The sequence below is a fragment of the Vibrio sp. 14G-20 genome (genome assembly GCF_026241515.1).
Lineage (GTDB): Bacteria > Pseudomonadota > Gammaproteobacteria > Enterobacterales > Vibrionaceae > Vibrio.
The window spans coordinates 22,858-39,219 of sequence record NZ_JAPHPW010000025.1 but is presented as its reverse complement, the minus strand read 5'-3'; the positions used below and the strand labels follow the sequence as shown (position 1 = coordinate 39,219).

Annotated in this window: 14 protein-coding genes; 4 read left to right on the top strand and 10 right to left on the bottom strand. The window is 45.0% G+C overall.

Annotation, left to right across the window (positions count from 1 at the left end; genetic code table 11):
* The first annotated feature begins 2 nt into the window (after positions 1-2).
* On the top strand, positions 3-776 hold the full coding sequence (locus OQJ75_RS18855; protein ID WP_265974458.1) for a L,D-transpeptidase family protein: 774 nt from the start codon (positions 3-5) through the stop codon (positions 774-776).
* Positions 777-836: 60 nt separating this feature from the next.
* On the opposite strand, the gene OQJ75_RS18850 is transcribed toward OQJ75_RS18855, so the two are convergent.
* From OQJ75_RS18850 to OQJ75_RS18820, 7 genes are all read right to left on the bottom strand, one after another.
* Positions 837-1,574 carry a sulfite exporter TauE/SafE family protein gene (locus OQJ75_RS18850; protein ID WP_265974459.1) on the bottom strand — a complete coding sequence of 246 codons (738 nt, stop codon included), beginning with the start codon at positions 1,572-1,574 and terminating at the stop codon, positions 837-839.
* 160 nt (positions 1,575-1,734) lie between these two features.
* A complete protein-coding gene (locus tag OQJ75_RS18845; protein WP_265974460.1) occupies positions 1,735-2,454 on the bottom strand; it encodes a glycerophosphodiester phosphodiesterase family protein in 720 nt (239 codons plus the stop codon).
* 56 nt (positions 2,455-2,510) lie between these two features.
* On the bottom strand, positions 2,511-3,701 hold the full coding sequence (ugpC, locus tag OQJ75_RS18840) for a sn-glycerol-3-phosphate ABC transporter ATP-binding protein UgpC (RefSeq protein WP_416340681.1): 1,191 nt from the start codon (positions 3,699-3,701) through the stop codon (positions 2,511-2,513).
* A 96-nt stretch (positions 3,702-3,797) separates the two neighbouring features.
* The gene (ugpE, locus tag OQJ75_RS18835) at positions 3,798-4,640 is read right to left on the bottom strand and encodes a sn-glycerol-3-phosphate ABC transporter permease UgpE (protein WP_017060566.1); all 843 of its coding nucleotides are present in this window, start codon (positions 4,638-4,640) and stop codon (positions 3,798-3,800) included.
* A 38-nt stretch (positions 4,641-4,678) separates the two neighbouring features.
* Entirely contained in the window at positions 4,679-5,560 is an 882-nt protein-coding gene (locus tag OQJ75_RS18830; protein WP_265974461.1) for an ABC transporter permease subunit, read from the bottom strand.
* Between the two features lie 261 nt (positions 5,561-5,821).
* Complete coding sequence (locus tag OQJ75_RS18825) at positions 5,822-7,114, bottom strand: extracellular solute-binding protein (RefSeq protein ID WP_265974462.1); 1,293 nt, start codon at positions 7,112-7,114, stop codon at positions 5,822-5,824.
* A 304-nt stretch (positions 7,115-7,418) separates the two neighbouring features.
* Positions 7,419-8,021 (bottom strand): 2OG-Fe(II) oxygenase, encoded by a 603-nt coding sequence (locus OQJ75_RS18820; protein ID WP_265974463.1) that lies wholly within the window; start codon positions 8,019-8,021, stop codon positions 7,419-7,421.
* Positions 8,022-8,387: 366 nt separating this feature from the next.
* Here OQJ75_RS18820 and OQJ75_RS18815 point away from each other — a divergent pair, with 366 nt between their 5' ends.
* Positions 8,388-9,176, top strand: a complete 789-nt coding sequence (locus tag OQJ75_RS18815) for an MBL fold metallo-hydrolase (protein ID WP_265974464.1) — start codon at positions 8,388-8,390, stop codon at positions 9,174-9,176.
* A gap of 75 nt (positions 9,177-9,251) precedes the next feature.
* On the opposite strand, the gene OQJ75_RS18810 is transcribed toward OQJ75_RS18815, so the two are convergent.
* Together OQJ75_RS18810 and rimK are read right to left on the bottom strand one after the other, a co-directional pair.
* Positions 9,252-9,680, bottom strand: a complete 429-nt coding sequence (locus OQJ75_RS18810) for an ATP-dependent zinc protease (protein WP_016797058.1) — start codon at positions 9,678-9,680, stop codon at positions 9,252-9,254.
* A 32-nt stretch (positions 9,681-9,712) separates the two neighbouring features.
* Positions 9,713-10,618 (bottom strand): 30S ribosomal protein S6--L-glutamate ligase, encoded by a 906-nt coding sequence (gene rimK, locus OQJ75_RS18805; RefSeq protein WP_019824669.1) that lies wholly within the window; start codon positions 10,616-10,618, stop codon positions 9,713-9,715.
* 602 nt (positions 10,619-11,220) lie between these two features.
* Between rimK and OQJ75_RS18800 the strand changes: the two genes are divergently transcribed.
* On the top strand, positions 11,221-13,005 hold the full coding sequence (locus OQJ75_RS18800) for an SgrR family transcriptional regulator (protein ID WP_265974465.1): 1,785 nt from the start codon (positions 11,221-11,223) through the stop codon (positions 13,003-13,005).
* Between the two features lie 42 nt (positions 13,006-13,047).
* On the opposite strand, the gene OQJ75_RS18795 is transcribed toward OQJ75_RS18800, so the two are convergent.
* The gene (locus OQJ75_RS18795) at positions 13,048-14,946 is read right to left on the bottom strand and encodes a methyl-accepting chemotaxis protein (protein ID WP_265974466.1); all 1,899 of its coding nucleotides are present in this window, start codon (positions 14,944-14,946) and stop codon (positions 13,048-13,050) included.
* Positions 14,947-15,226: 280 nt separating this feature from the next.
* Between OQJ75_RS18795 and OQJ75_RS18790 the strand changes: the two genes are divergently transcribed.
* Positions 15,227-16,288 (top strand): MBL fold metallo-hydrolase, encoded by a 1,062-nt coding sequence (locus tag OQJ75_RS18790; RefSeq protein ID WP_265974467.1) that lies wholly within the window; start codon positions 15,227-15,229, stop codon positions 16,286-16,288.
* Positions 16,289-16,362 lie beyond the last annotated feature (74 nt).

Genomic DNA, 16,362 nt, shown 5'->3' with positions numbered 1-16,362 from the left:
AGGTGCATCTGTTTTTGCCTTTATCACTGTGTTTACTGTTTATGGCTTCAAACGCGAATGCTGAGCAGGTCGTGGTCGAGAAAATAATCTCTGACGAGACCGCGATTGAAACCATCATATTTGAGTCGGCACCGGCTTATTCTCAACGTGTCTCAACGTCTTCTTCTAACTCAACCTCTTCCAGGAGCTCAAACTCTAAGAATGTGATTATTGTGGATGATGTTCTGGAAAGTGGGTCTGATGAAAAGGTTGCTCAGCTTTCTCAAGGGTCATTGAAACGTCCACCTCAAAGCTCCTCTAGACAGTTTTACAACGTACCGGATAGCGCTTCTGAGATAGATTCGCTGTCGCAAGTAGTCACTTTAGTCAAAGTCGATAAATCGAAACGTAGAATGTATCTGCTAAAAGGTGAAGAGGTGGTTGAGGAGTTTCGTATTGCGCTAGGCAAACAACCGAAAGGGCATAAACGCTTTGAAGGGGACAACCGAACGCCTGAAGGTGAATACCAACTCGATTATGTGATGGAAGAGTCGGACTTTTATCGCTCAGTACATATTAGCTATCCGCAACCTTCGGATAGGCAGTGGGCAGAGCAAAATGATGTAGATCCTGGAGGGAATATCAAAATCCACGGTATTAAGAATGGTGAGCATCGTTCACCGAGCTTCATTCAAAGCTTTGATTGGACAGATGGCTGTATTGCACTAACTAATCAAGACATGGATGAGTTTATTCAACTCGTAAAAATGGGTACCCCTATCCATATCGAATGGTAGATATTGGCACCCATTTCTAGAACTCTTTTTATAGAGTGACTTCAAACCTTCTCAAGCTCGTTACAGTAAGACTCGCCCTGCACTGAATATGGCAATCACTATAAGCAAACCAATGGTCACCGGCTTGAATTTCTCTCCGCCAAACTTTTCGAATAGTTTAGAACCGACGTAGCCGCCAAACATGCTGCTTGGTAAGAGTATTAGAGTCAACCACACTACATCACGGTCGACCAATCCTGCGATGGATGCGGAAACAAACGCAGTGGAATCCGCCAATACAAAAAATGCAATCAGGCCTGCTCTGGCGATGTGCGGAGCGACTGGGCTTGCTAATGCATGAGTGCCAATTGGAGGCCCAGACATTGATGCCGCGCCGTTCATTACTCCCGCAAAGCTACCTAGAATATAGGGAGCAAATTTAGGTTCACTTTTGTATTGAAAGCCTTTGTATATCATTAGTGCGGACGAAAAAATGAAGGCACTGATGATCAAGATGATCGTGTCTTGGCTAACGGATTTAAGCAGAAGTAAGCCGACTGGTGTGAAGGCAAAACAAGGGATAAATACCTTTAAAACCCAGCGCCAGTTAACGTGTTTTCGAACTTTAGGCAGTAATTGAACATTGCCAAGGAGATCGATCAACATGAAGACAGGAACCAGTTCGATAACAGGCTCGAATAGCGCGCTTAATGGCAATGCCACTAAGGTGAAACCGAAACCTGAGAAGCCACGAACAATAGCGGCGAAAATGAAGATTGCACCCAAAATTGGGAAGGTTGGACTAAAAATGAGATCCATAAATTAAGTAACCAATGAAGCTGTCTAAATAGAGCGAGCTAATGAAACCAAGTGAGTAGCGGAATGTACTCCTACTCACTTGTGTTTGCTACCTAATTTTAAGGTTTCCCGAGAGTTAATTTTAAAGTTTCTCGGGGTTGTTTTTGCAGTATTTTCCTGGTCAATTTATAAGGGTGAATTGATTCGGAAAATCAGTGAATATGGCATCTACTTTTGAGATGAATTTGAAGTGAGAGGGATCGTTTACGGTGTAGCACCATGTTTGAATGTTTGCTTCACCGAGTGTATCAAGATCGCTCTGATTTACATGCTCGTAGTTCATGTGACAGCTGAACGCTTTAACCTCGTCAATCAACATCAAGTCAGCTTGAGTCAGTTGCTCTGTGATCACACCTACGCGGTATCTCTGCAGATGACGAGCCATTTCAGAAACCACTTGGTGGCTGAAACTTGAAAGCAGCACTCTGTCGGTGTCTAGATTTGAACGAATCAACTCGGTATGCAGCAAATCAACGACATGAGGCGCTTGATGTCGACTGTCGACTTTGACCTCTAAGTTCACGCTGAGATCATGCTGCTCAACAAGCGCGAGTAACTCTTCCAACGTCAATATTCTTTCACCAGCGAACTGCTGAGATTTCCAACTGCCAAAATCAAGTTGACGCAGTTCTGCAAGGGTGTGTTCGTCGACACGTCCTTTGCCATCGCTGCAGCGCTCAAGGGTGTGGTCGTGACAAACCACAAGTTGATCATCCTGAGTTGGCTGAATATCTACTTCGATCCATTTCAAGCCAAGTTTAGCGGCTTGTTCAATGCTTGCTTTGGTATTTTCTGGGTGAGTACCTGCTACACCCCGATGACCTACGATGATAGACGACATAATTAATCCTTCTTAAAGACGCACCGTAAAAACGCATTAAATATCAGTGTACTCGATTAAGCGAGAGCCGTCGTTAAGCTTGTCGTCTCTTCGCGTGACTCTTGTGAAGTCACGTTATTCGGCTGAATACGCTTCCCACGACTGTCAAAAATATGCAGGTTGGATTTATCGATGCTTAATCCGAGCGGCAGTACTTGGCATAGTGTCGTTTCTGGCGTGACGGCGATAAAGGGTTGGTCGTTAACAACGCCATGAACTAATTGATTCGGCCCCAACGGCTCAACCACACTGATACGCAGTTCGAGAGGCAAGGTGTTCATCTTCAATTCGGAATAAACCTCAGAGTGTTCAGGGCGAATGCCAAGCGTGATAGTCGCATCTTTAACGTGAGCGTACTCTGGCAGATACATTTGTTGATCGCCGATTTCAAGATAGCCATCATCGAGCGTGGCAGTTAAGAAGTTCATCGCGGGGCTGCCAATGAAGCTTGCCACAAAGGTACTGGCAGGCTGGTGGTAGACTTCTCTTGGTGTGCCAACTTGTTCTATCTGACCTTTGTTGAGAACCACGATTCGATCGGCTAGTGTCATGGCTTCGACTTGGTCGTGAGTCACGTAAACACTGGTCACGCCTAGCTCGCGTTGTAGCTTTTTGATTTCTAATCTCATGTGAGCGCGCAGCGAGGCATCGAGGTTAGATAAAGGCTCATCAAACAGGAACAGTTGAGGGTCGCGTACGATCGCACGTCCCATGGCAACACGCTGGCGTTGGCCGCCAGAAAGTTTTGCTGGTTTGCGGTCTAGGTACTCTTCGATTTTGAGTGTCTTGGCGACTTTCTCAATCTTCTCTTCAATCACATGTTGGCTGACACCTCGGTTTTTTAAACCATAAGCCAAGTTTTTATACACCGTCATGTGAGGGTAGAGCGCGTAATTCTGAAAGACCATGGCGATATCACGCAGTGCCGGTTTTTCGTTATCAACACGACGACCACCCAAGTGAATCTCACCGCCAGAGATACTTTCCAAGCCTGCGATAGAACGCAGAATTGAAGACTTGCCGCAGCCCGAAGGACCAACCAATACAAGGAACTCACCTTTTTTGATATCAAGCGAGACATCTTTCACTGCACGATGACCGTTCTCATAAGTCTTTACCAAGTTTTTGATGCCTAACATGGTAGCTGCTTTGTGCGTATGGTTGTGAGTGGCTTGGGTGTGCCCTAACGTTTGTTTTAACTTTGGCATCGGGGTGTCCTCTGATTTTTGCGGAGAAGCTGGGTGAGACATCTTGTACTCATCGAGTGATTGAATGCGGTATCGTTCATTTGATTTGTGTCGTTATTATTTTTCACTTTCTACTAGCCCTTTTACAAACCAACGCTGAAATACAACCACCACTAAAACGGGTGGCAACATGGCTAAAATCACCATGGCAAAAACATAGTCGTAGCGCGGTAAACTGGTTTCATTGATGTTGTTGAGTACTTGTTTGATGCCCATCACGATGGTGTTGTAGCCTTCGTCCGTGGTCATCATGATTGGCCAAAGATATTGGTTCCAACCCACTACAAACATGATGATGAAGATAGCGGCGATCATGGTTTTAGACAGTGGCAGTAAGATGTCGACAAAGAATCGAAACGGGCCTGCGTTGTCTAATTGTGCGGCTTCTAACAATTCATCGGGAATGGTTTTGAAGAACTGCCTAAAAAAGAACGTCGCGGTGGCGGATGCGATCAGAGGTAGAATCAACCCTGTATAGCTATTAAGCAGCCCAAGCCCTGCGACAACTTCATAGGAGGGGATAATGCGCACTTCTAATGGCAGCAGCAGGGTTACGAAGATCAACCAGAACCAAGCTGTCGCATAAGGCAGTCTAAAATAGACCAAAGCATACGCCGCCATCATCGAAATGATGATCTTACCGATCGCAAAACCTAGCCCCATGATCATTGAGTTGGCGATCATTTTGCTGGCGGTGACTTCGCCACTGAAGCCCATGCTTTTGTTCCAAGCTTCGCTATAAATGGCCGTAAAGTTATCGCCTGGAAGCCATTGCAGGCCTTCGCTGACAATGGTGTTCGGGTTATGCGTTGAGCTGGCGAAGATTAGCCAGATAGGGACCAACATAAACAGCATCCCAGCAATTAAAATTAGGTGGTCAGAGACCTTATTACTTTTCATAAATAACTCCTGTCGCGTTAAAACCTAGCTGTAGTCGGCTAGTAATGAACACGCTTTTCTACAACGCGAAACTGGATAAATGTAAGAGTGAGCACCAGTAGCAACAACACAACTGATTGCGCAGAGCTGCCGCCCAAATCTGCGCCAACAAATCCATCTCGATACACCTTGTACACTAACGACGTAGTGCCGCCACCCGGGCCGCCATTGGTCATGGTGTCGATTACGCCAAAGGTTTCAAAGAACGAGTAGGTGAGGTTGATGACCAGTAGGAAAAATCCAGTTGGCGCGAGTAGCGGGAAAGTAATGGTCCAGAAACGTTTTGAGTCGCTGACGCAATCCAGCGTCGCCGCTTCTTTTACGGCGTAAGAGATCGATTGAAGCCCAGCCAGAAAGTAGATGAAATTCACCGAAACTTGTTTCCACACCGACACCAATATCAGAGCCAACGTGGCATCCACAGGATCGGTCTGGAAGCTGAAATCCCAACCCACCACTGCAAATATCTCCGTGAACACGCCAATGTGCGGGTTAAACAGGAAAGCTCCGATAACGCCTGCAATCGCGGGAGCAACGGCATATACCCAAGTGAGGGTGACTTTGTAAGCCCCTTGTCCATGAATGATGTTGTCGGCTTTTACGGCGAGCAGCAGCGCTAAGGCAAGCGATAAAAAAGAGACCACGATTGCGAACATTAAGGTGAAACCAATCGAGCTTAGATACTCGCTCGATTCGAATAGCATTTGATAGTTTTCGAACCACACGAAGAGCGAAGAGGTGCCCCAAGGGTCTTCCAGCATAAAGGAGAGATAAACTGCCTTTGCCGCTGGATAGATAAAGAAAACCGCAATGATGAGTATCTGAGGTGCCAAAAATAGGTAAGGCAGCGGAGAGTGAAAGAATTGTTGACGTCGTTCCACAGGGTAATCCCAAAAAGTTATTAAAAGTTGACCACTAGCTAGTGACAGTTATCACTAGTGCAATATCAAGGCGTGCATCCGGTTGAGTTGTCGTTTTGGGAGCAAGAAATGGCGCTAGTGAATAATCTCCTCGCGCCTCGTCATGACTCTATTTGTTCGAGGGTACTGACAAGACGTGAGGAGTAATTTACTGCTTTGGTTAGTTAAGCTTCTAAACAGAAACTTCTGAGTTAATAAAGCAGCTTTAGCTAACGAGCCGACCTAATTCATTGTGCGAGCGAAGCGTTTTAGTAGCTTGCTGCTTTCATCTTCGACTTTGTCTAGGCTGTTCTCAACGCTAGAGCGGTCAGCGAAGATATTGTCGAACTCACGATGCATCACTTCACGAATTTGAGGGTAGTAACCTAAGCGGTAGCCCTTAGTCCATTCGCCCGATTTTAGGCTTAGCTGCTTAACGCCAACTTCCGCATCCGGTTGTTCTTTGTAGTAGCCTGATTCTTTCGCTAAATCATAAGCGGCTGTTGTTACTGGTACGTAGCCTGTCGTTTTGTGCCAGTAAACCTGAGTTTCAGGCTTTGTCAGGTAATCGAAGAAAGCGGCGACACCCTTGTCTTGTTGTTTGTCATGACCATTAAGTGCAAACAGAGCTGCACCACCAATGAAGGTTAATCCTGCATCAGGGTTGACGGATTTCCAATATGGTAGGTATGTAGTGCCGAGTTCGAAAGGTACGCGGTTACGTAAGCCACCGAATGAGCCTGAAGATCCCATCCACATTGCTACTTCTTGGCGCTCGAAAGGCGTTTGGTTTGCATCCCAGGCGCTGCCGTAATACTTGTAGTAACCTAGATCTGACCACTCTTTCATCTTACTAACGTGCATCATCATGTCTTTGGTGTTGAACATGATCTTAGTCGGTAAACCGTCGTAACCGTTGTTCTGGTCAGAGAGCGGTAGGTTATGACGAGACTTAAAATTCTCGAACATGATCCATGGCGTTAGAGATTGAGAAAACGCAATGTGTCCTTCCGCTTTCAGCTTCTTAGCGACAACTTCTAACTCTTCATAAGTCTTGGGCGCGTCGGCACCTACTTCCGCGAGAAGATCTTTGTTGTAGTAGAGAACTGGTGTCGAACTGTTGAAAGGCATACCAACCATCTTGCCTTGATTGTCTGCATAGAAGTTACGAACGCCCGCAAGATAATCGTTCGAGTCAAAGTTGTAACCCGACTCTACGAGAATGTCTTGTACTGGTTTTGCAACGTTATTGGCGTTCATGATGGTTGCTGCCCCAGCATCGAAGACTTGTAAAATATTTGGCGCCTCTCCGGCTCTATATGCCGCAATACCTGCGGTTAAGGTTTCAGTGTATGAACCTTTATAGATTGGCGTGATCTCGTAATCGTCTTGTGATGCGTTAAAGTCCGTCGCAATTTTATTGACTGTTTCTCCAAGCTGACCGCCCATTGCGTGCCACCAAGTGACTTGAGTCGTTGCGAGCGCTGGCATTGCTGCTGTTGCCGAAAGAACGCCTGCCAAAATTAGCTTATTCATCTTCTTTTCCTTTTGGATGAAATCGATGTAGAGGTATTGAATTTGAGTATTAACGAGACGGTGGGGTGTCGTTTGAAGCTATCTTGAACAGGCTGTATTTCACTTACGTGGCTAAACCATTTCAGTGATATGAAAGATTCGTTTCGATTTTATTTAAGAGAAAAGTTATTGATGGTTTTGATATTTATTGTGTGCAGTTTTTAAGAGGTTTGTTGTTCAATGCTCGCTCAATATTTGTTCAATAAAAAAGCCTCTCAAAAGAGAGGCTCTGAATAAGATAGATCTTGTATAAATAGGCTCAGTTCTAGTGTGCGATATCGAGTTGGTTGTCTTTCACGCCGTTAATACGGAACCAACCAGCAATACTGAATCGCTCTGTGTTTGTCGGCAGTACCTCGTGTGGGAACTGTTCAGACAAGAACACAAATAAGCGGCCTGACTTTGGTGGAATGGTCGCGATGTGGTTGTCTTTTAGATCGTAAACCACAAGCTCACCTGCGTCTTCCTCTGTCCACTCGTCGTTCATGTAGAACACTGTAGTCAGGCGGCGGTTCTCATTACCTTTGAAACAGTCTAAGTGCTTCTGGTAGAAGTCGCCTTTTTCGTATTTAGCAAAGTGCGCTTCGTACTCGAACAGACCTAAAAAGAATGCTTGGTTTGCTTCTAAACGAATTTGTTCCATTTTGTCGAGGAACAGAGATGCTGGTTCGCCCATATCACGGCGTACCCACTGAATTTTGTCACTACGAATCGTTGCTTCTCGTGCTACGTCATCGTTACGGCCGATCCTAGCCTTTTTCCAGTTCTCTGGAATGCAATCCCTCAATGCCACTACTTCTTCGCGAGTTAAGAAGTCATCCCAAACGAAATAGCCTTGGGTAGAAAGAGCATCGATTAGTTGGTTCATGTATAGCACTCAGACAATAAATTAGAGGCGCATATATAGTCCGAATAACTCAGGTCAACAAATCACGTATTTTGTCGTTACGATAAATGGTGCTAAGCGCTTAAAGTGTAAGGCTTATTAAGCAAGGTTTTCGATCATGTGAGCATTCGATAATGCTCACATGATCGGATTAAATTGATGATCATCTTTGGAATTTTTTCCCGTTGCACTGAGTTGAGTTGGATTTAAGTAATTTAGTGGATACCAATGGAAATCTTGATTCGAGCTTTCTATTCGGTTTAGGTTATTTTTAACAAAATGATCACAATTGATGGTGAGTTTGCTATGGTGTAGGTCTGACCAGTTGTTTTATCACAAGGAGTGGGTTTGCAACTGCATACCATTAAAGGTTATATCCAAGACATGTATCTCGTAGAGTACCCTGACAGGTTGCTGCTGCTTGATGGTGCATGTCGAGCTGACATCCCGCATTTGAAGGCTTTCATCGAAACAGAGCTTATGCGTGATTTTGCTGATCTACATACGGTTGTGGTTACGCACATGCATCCAGACCACGCGGGGGCAGCACATAAGCTCAGAAAACTCACGAATTGTAATTTGGTTGCAGCAAATCGAGATAAAGATTGGTACCACGGCATCGATGGCATATTGATGCATTTGACCGATCTGGCATTGGCACTGTGGATGGCAAACCGATTGGGTAAGCCCAAAGCAAACCTATGGTATTCAAGAAAGTTGAAGCCGGACTATAAGCTGTCTGATGGGGATAGCATTCCGGGGTTTGATGACTGGCTAGTTCTAGAAACGCCAGGCCATACCGACAGAGATCTTTCGGTTTATTGCCCATCTCACAGCGTTGCCTATGTGGCAGACCTAATGGTCGAGGTTAAGAAGAAGCTGATTCCGCCGTTTCCTATCTTTCACCCTAATAAGTATCGAGCGTCAGTATCGCGCATTTATGACATGAAGCTCGATACCTTGCTGGTGGCCCATGGGGGACAAGTGAATTTGAATGAGCAAGCGTTTGAACATCTGTTGATGAGTGCACCAAGAAGGCCAGTGACACATTGGCGAGTGACTAAAATCAAACTCAAAGGTTTGGTTAAATCTGTTTGGCGATTTGGTTTTAAAGATAAAAAAAACAGGCATAAATAATAAAGGCCAGTCTCAAAGACTGGCCTTTATTAGTGTGTGTTGTTGACTCACTATTTGAGCTGTGGAGCAGTTCAATTAGTGAGAAATTAGAAACTCACCTGCTGGATCAACAATCACTTTGTCACTCATGCCTTGACGACCAAGCAACATCATATAAGTCATATCTTGACGGTTGCTTAGCGTGATATCGATAGGCCATTCCTGACCGCCGATTTTTAGCATGGTTTCAATCACACAACGGTGTTCAACTTCGCCGTTAGATGATTTGATTTTCTTGCTTGTTTTCAGCTTCGCCTTGCAGCGCACAGTCTCTTCTAGGTGGTACACATCTGGGTGAAGATCGAATTCCACGAAGTTCTCACCGTCTGTTTTTACACATAGTAGATTGTCTACGTGTAGAGAAGAGGTTTTAGCCCCTGTATCAACACGTGTATGTAGTCCAGTTATCCCTAACTCTGGTAAGCAAAGTGCTTCTGTATTCCCTATGATCATTTTATTGTTCATGTCATTTCCAATCATGAGTTAACGGCGTTAAATCAGCCTTTGCCACGAGTACGGTTAGCGTTTGGTTTTGCATTTTTTTCGATGAATTCGAAAATCATGTCTGCTACATCTTTACCCGTCGCTTTCTCGATGCCTTCTAGGCCAGGAGAAGAGTTCACTTCCATTACAACAGGGCCATTCTTAGATTGTAGAATATCAACACCACATAGGTTTAAACCCATGATTTTCGCAGCATTGATTGCTGTAGCGCGCTCTTCTTTGGTTAGTTTAACCAGTTGAGCTGTACCGCCACGGTGCAGGTTAGAGCGGAATTCACCCTCACCAGCTTGGCGCTTCATTGCTGCAATAACCTTGTTACCCACAACAAAACAACGGATGTCTGCGCCATTAGCTTCTTCAATGAACTCTTGAACCAAGATGTTCGCTTTTAGGCCCATGAATGCTTCGATAACGCTTTCAGCTGCTTTGTTTGTTTCAGCCAGAACCACACCGATACCTTGAGTACCTTCGAGAAGCTTGATAACCAGTGGCGCACCACCTACGTTTTTGATCAAGTCTTGAATTTTGTCTGGGCGACTAGCGAAACCTGTTTTTGGTAAGCCAATACCTTTACGAGACAACAATTGTAGTGAGCGCAGTTTGTCGCGAGAACGACTGATTGCTACTGACTCATTGATACAAAAAGTGCCCATCATTTCGAATTGGCGAACAACCGCAGTTCCGTAAAAGGTAATGGAAGCGCCAATACGTGGAATAACAGCATCGTATTGAGGTAGCTCTTCACCCATGTAGCGAATCTTCGGATTGTTACTCGCGATATCTATATCACAGTGCAGCGTGTCGATAACATCGACCTGGTGACCACGTGCTTCTCCAGCCGCTTTTAAGCGAGAAGTAGAGTATAGGTTTTCGTTGCGAGAAAGAATTGCGATACGCATGGCGTTTCCTTAGTTAATACCTGATTGGTAACTGCAAATAAATGAGTTGTTAGCTGAGCTTTCAGTTTTTCTGAGGCTCCTTGCTTGCTTCGGGGCGAACCTTAAGGCTTTTCGTTTAACTAAGAAAACGAATTAAATTTGTCGAGTCGACAACAGAAATTTATCGAATACGCGAGCGATTGGTACAACTGGGTTGAGAGGGGATTTGGAATGGAAAAGCGAGTTGAGACCTAACTCATATTGGGGGTAGGAGCATATTAGGATGTACTCAACTCGCGTTAACTCGGTGCTTAAAAGTGTACTAATAACGCCAGTTACATAGCTCTATAAGTGTTCGTAGTGCTTCTCTTTCGAGCTTGCTACAGGTGCTTTTTAGCTTATTAAGATAGTATTTTCTCATGATGATTACTTCTCTTGTATTAGGCTTTGGTGGGAACTCAAAGTTCCTTGCTGACCCATTAATTATGGTTATTTAATAGGAAGTAATAAACAGATGAATTTTTAGTGGGTTGTTCCTGTTTTTGTCTTTTATCGTCACTTTAAGACAAATGTGTTTTATAATCGGCTTTATGAGGAAGGGTTGTTTCTAAAAGGTTCATTATTTGTCTGATCTAAACATGATGCGTTACTACACTAGGCTGGATTCGTTTGAGCCTAACATCTCACATTCGGTGACTTTGACTGAGGTAGCAGACAAGCTGTTTACCAGTTTGCGCCATGCACGAACCTTACTCGGCAAGATGCATCAGGCTGAATGGGTGGTGTGGGAGCCAAAAGTTGGCAGGAATCAACGTTCTAACCTGACATTGCGCTTTAGCAATCAACAACTGACTCAACATGTTGCCAGCAAGCTGATAGAGCAGGGTAAGTACGAAAAAGCGCTCTCTATTTTGGATAATGACCGTGCGGTGTTTGGCTCTCTTCTCCAAGAAACATCCGGTGCGACGATGCGCGAAGGGTTACTGCACGTCCAATTAACCTACAAACGTAAGTTCGAAGACCTGTTCCCGCATCATATTCATCGTAGTAGTGAGCGATTTTTGATCAGGCAAGTGTTCAGTTGTTTAGTGACTTGTAATGGCAAAGGCGAGTTGAAGCCTGAACTGGCGCATCATTGGCAATATGATGCTGAAAAGCTCGTTTGGACTTTCTATCTACGCCCAGGACTTACTTTCCATGACGGACAGCCTGTGGATGCTAAGCAATTAGTTTCGATGTTTTCTGCGTTGCAAACCTTACCTTTCTATCAAACAGAGTTAGCTCATGTTGCTTCGGTCTACAGTGAGCAGCCGTTAAGGATCAGCTTCCAACTCACCAAAGCTGACACCGGCTTCGCAGGCTTGTTGGCTGGCGTTAAGTATTCGATTCAACCTGCAGCGCAAGTGACCCGTGAGCCATCACCATTAAGCTCTGTGTCTCATGCGGTGGTGGGGACTGGCCCCTTCAAAGTGGTCGAAACCAATAATGAACGCATCAAGCTTGCCGCATTTGAACACTATTATGGTTGTCGCTCTCTAACCGATGAAGTGACTATTTGGCAGTTTGAAGAGTCTATGACGGGCAGTGCTCGCTTCGACGACAGCCAAATGCAGGTGTCACCTTATGAAGACTCGTCTTGTTTTCACCAGTTAGGGAAAAGTGACGTAGAACTTGTGTCTGCGGAAACCGATGGTCTTCGTAGCCGAGTTGAAGATGGTTGTTTGTTTATCTTGTTCAATCAAAACTCAGCGGCGAACCCGTTAAGCGACGAGCAACGTAAGTACGTTTCTGGGCTTGCCAATCCACAAGCTATCTTGTCTCAATTGGAACAAAATCAAGGCTTGTTCAGTGTGTCTCTGGCTCAGAACATACTGCCAAGTTGGCAGAAATTGTATCGAACCCCTTCGAAAGAGGCGCAACTGCCCAAGAAGATGAGCATTGCCGTTTATAACTACTACGCGCTCTATCGTTGTGCCATCTGTGTATCAGACATCCTTAAACGATATGGGGTGGAAGTTGAGGTGAATACCTACAGCTTTCGCGAGCTGGCGCAGCTCTCGCAGAGTGGCGATTTAAAAGAAGACTTGGTGCTGTGTAACTTAAACCTAGACGACAATGCGCCATCTTCACTGTTCTCGTGGTTGATGAACGATCCTGTTTTGCACTCTGCATTGGGAGGCATGAACAGCGACTGGCTCAAGCAGCGTTTAGACCATCACAAAGCGTCGGTAGAACTGCCCAATTACCTAGCCGAGTTAGAGCCTATCGCATCGACATTGATCTCTGATTATTGGTTAGTCCCGATGTTTCACCACCTACAAACCGTGCGTTTCCAAGGTATTTTGAAAAACGTCGCCATCACCAACTGGGGATGGCCCGACTTCAAGAATGTATGGTCGGCTGACTAACCTTGAATGGGAGTGGTCAGCGTATTTCGTGTTTCATTGAAGCTAGCATTTGAATTGAGAAACCAAACTCGTCAAATGCATTGCTTTGGCGCGTAAGTGTTGGCACTCCTGAGCCGTTTTCTCAATCATGTTATCGCTCTCTCTGGCTATTTCAGAAATTCCAGAGATGTGCGGTGAGATCTCGTTGATGACATTGGATTGTTGCCCTGTCGCAGAGGCGATCTGCATGTTCATGGCATTCATCTCGTCGACACTATTAGAAATACTTGAAAGTTGTTGCTCTGAGTTTGAGGCTTCGATCTGACAATTACTGCCAAGAGTGGTGCTGGTCTCGATGGCTGTCACGGCTTGTTGAGTGCGTTGCTGAAGCTTTTCAATAATACCTCGAATCTCTTCGGTCGACGCTTGGCTCCGCGAGGCGAGGGTTCTTACTTCATCTGCTACCACCGCAAAACCTCTGCCTTGTTCGCCTGCTCGAGCTGCCTCTATCGCCGCATTAAGAGCTAATAAGTTGGTTTGTTCAGAAACACTGTTGATGACATCTAACACGGTATCGATGGAGTTCGCATCTTGAGCGAGTTGATTGATAATTTCCGTAGTGTCATCAAGCTGCTTGTTCATATGCTCGATGCTTTCTGAAGTGACAGAAACGGACTTTTGACCAATGCTAATCGCACTCGCTGCATGTTGTGCACTGTCGGCGGCACCATTGGCATTTTGTGCGATTTCGTCAGAACTGGCACCCATTTCATGAATGGCTGTTGCAACTTGCTCTATCTGGCTGGTTTGCTGTTTGATGTCTTGCTCCATCGACTGCGCCATATGATCGACACCTTGGATAGATTCAGAGATTTGGACTCCTGTGTTTGAGACATCTTTGAGTAAGTCACTTAGATATTGCACGAATTGATTGTAGCCTTTCGCGATTTGTCCAATTTCGTCATGTCGAGAATCATCTAAGCGAAAGGTGAGGTCACCACCACCTTTTCCTATCTGTTGCAGTCGTTCGGCCACTTCTACAAACGGCAGTAATAGCTTATTAGTCGCCCATGCTGCGATTGGCGTATAGATGGCAGCAATGAGTAGGGCCATAAAGATGATGGTTTGGCTGAAGCCATTTAATTCACTTAGTACATCTTGTTTGGGAATCTGAGTAATCAGAGTCCAACCAATTCCCGGCATCGCTTTTGAGCCAAGGATCTGCGGCTGGCCTTCGACGATAGCCTCATGAACGACGGTTTGTTTGCTGCCGATTAATTGGCTAGCTTTTATTCCTACTGTGTCCAGTGACTGACCAATTAGGTTTTTATCTGGGTGAACCTTGATGATTCCTTGTTGATCGACAAGAAAAACAATACCGCTTTCACCGACGCTGTAGTTGCTGATCAGTTGGGTAATACTTTCCAGAGTTAAGCCAATACCTGTCACGCCAATACGTTCACCATTGCGTGTGACCACATAGTTAACAAACAGTGCTGGTATTCCGGTGGCTGCATCAATATCCAAAGAGAGCTCAAATGGCTGATTGGATTCGATGAATCGGTAGAACCATTGGTCGCTTTGTTCATTGGTAGAGATCGTTTTTAGTACGCCATTATGGGTAAAGTAAGTGCTCGCTTCATTGGAAACGTAATAGGCACTGATTGCGTTGAATTCGCTTTTAACAGATTGGAGATAGGTTCGAAGCTCTTCTTCCGAAAGTCTGGTTTGCTGCATTAAAGGCGAAAGCGTCATCATCTTTGAGGCAAGAATAGGAGTTTCCAACTTGAGGTTGACTTCATTACTCACCTCGCCGAGTGAAGCTGGTAGTTCTCTCTCGAAGGTTCTATCAATCAAAATAGCCCGGCTCGATTGAAATGAATACACTCCCATCACGCTAATAATGGCAAGAGCAGCGACGATCGTCGCCAGTATCGCTTTGGTTCGTATAGTCAATTGCAATTTAGATTCCCTTCTAAAAACATTCAATTTCATTTGTAAATACAATGTTAATTAAAACCTGACTTTTTGGTCAATAAATGAATCTTAGAAATGAGTGCTGTGTGATATTTGTGCAGATTTGAGGTGGTCACATTGACCTGTGTTCGGAATACGGAGCGTTTCACTTCTGAATTCGATGAATAAAAAAATTACACTCTCTGGTTTACTTTTGTTTTTTGGTATGTAAACTAGTCAGTGTAGTTTTTGGGTTGGGTCTTTCCCAACGGTTGAAGAGATACCAATGAAAAAATATCTATTACCGATTTTAGGAGTACTTGCCGTGGTCGCTATCGTAAGCACAGGTTCACAATCAAATGACAATCTAGATAAGCTTCCAAAGAAGTTTGCTAACAGTGAGTTAGAGTACAAATCGGGCATGTCTGATATTTTTTCAATCTTGAAAGCGTATGTAACTGTGGAAAGAAATGAGCCAGTGCCACGTGCTGCATTGCCTTTAATGCCGATGACAGCGGAGCAATTGATCGAAGAGACAGAAGACGTTGCGTACCGCTTAGGTCACTCAAGCGTTATGATGAAGCTGGATGGCAAGCTAGTGATGACCGACCCTGTGTTCAGTGATCGCGCATCGCCAGTGCAATGGATGGGGCCAAAGCGCTTCCACCCAACGCCAATCTCACTACAAGAATTACCTGATATTGATGTGGTGGTGATTAGTCATGACCATTACGACCATTTAGATAAGGGTGCGGTTAAAGTATTAGCCGACAAAGTGGGGACATTCTTGGTACCACTCAGAGTTGGATCACTACTTGAAAAGTGGGGCGTGGATAAAGAAAAGATCATTGAGTTGAACTGGTGGGAATCAGCAACAGCCTCAGATATCGAGTTTACTTTGACGCCGACACAGCACTTCTCTGGCCGTGGCTTACTTGACCGTGACCAAACCCTATGGGGTAGCTGGGTGATTAACGCTTCAGATAAGAAAGTATTCTTTAGTGGTGACTCTGGTTACTTCAATGGCTTTAAAGAGATTGGTGAGCGTTTCGGGCCGTTTGATTTAACCATGGTAGAAACGGGCGCGTACAACTCGCTTTGGGCAGATATTCATATGTTCCCAGAGCAGAGCGTTCAAGCGCACATCGACCTTCAAGGCAAGGTGATGATGCCAATCCACAACAGTACGTTCGATCTTTCTATGCACGACTGGCAAGACCCAATGGAACAAGCTTTAGCGATAAGTAAAAAACGAGATGTACAGATGGTAAGCCCTGTGATGGGTGAGAGACTCGTTATTTCAGAACCAGTACCTGTTCAAGCCTGGTGGAAACTGGCATCGAATTAGAGCTGTTACCTAATTCGAACTGCTATCTAATCTGATGCCGCCATACTGCTAATCTGTATCAAACCTGCTTATAT

What these genes read in the sequence shown, in the direction of transcription:
- OQJ75_RS18850 (WP_265974459.1), bottom strand. Translation starts at nt 1,574, where the DNA reads ATGGATCTCATTTTTAGTCCAACCTTCCCAATTTTGGGTGCAATCTTC.
- OQJ75_RS18845 (WP_265974460.1), bottom strand. Translation starts at nt 2,454, where the DNA reads ATGTCGTCTATCATCGTAGGTCATCGGGGTGTAGCAGGTACTCACCCA.
- ugpC (WP_416340681.1), bottom strand. Translation starts at nt 3,701, where the DNA reads ATGCCAAAGTTAAAACAAACGTTAGGGCACACCCAAGCCACTCACAAC.
- ugpE (WP_017060566.1), bottom strand. Translation starts at nt 4,640, where the DNA reads ATGAAAAGTAATAAGGTCTCTGACCACCTAATTTTAATTGCTGGGATG.
- OQJ75_RS18825 (WP_265974462.1), bottom strand. Translation starts at nt 7,114, where the DNA reads ATGAATAAGCTAATTTTGGCAGGCGTTCTTTCGGCAACAGCAGCAATG.
- OQJ75_RS18820 (WP_265974463.1), bottom strand. Translation starts at nt 8,021, where the DNA reads ATGAACCAACTAATCGATGCTCTTTCTACCCAAGGCTATTTCGTTTGG.
- OQJ75_RS18810 (WP_016797058.1), bottom strand. Translation starts at nt 9,680, where the DNA reads ATGAACAATAAAATGATCATAGGGAATACAGAAGCACTTTGCTTACCA.
- rimK (WP_019824669.1), bottom strand. Translation starts at nt 10,618, where the DNA reads ATGCGTATCGCAATTCTTTCTCGCAACGAAAACCTATACTCTACTTCT.
- OQJ75_RS18790 (WP_265974467.1), top strand. Translation starts at nt 15,227, where the DNA reads ATGAAAAAATATCTATTACCGATTTTAGGAGTACTTGCCGTGGTCGCT.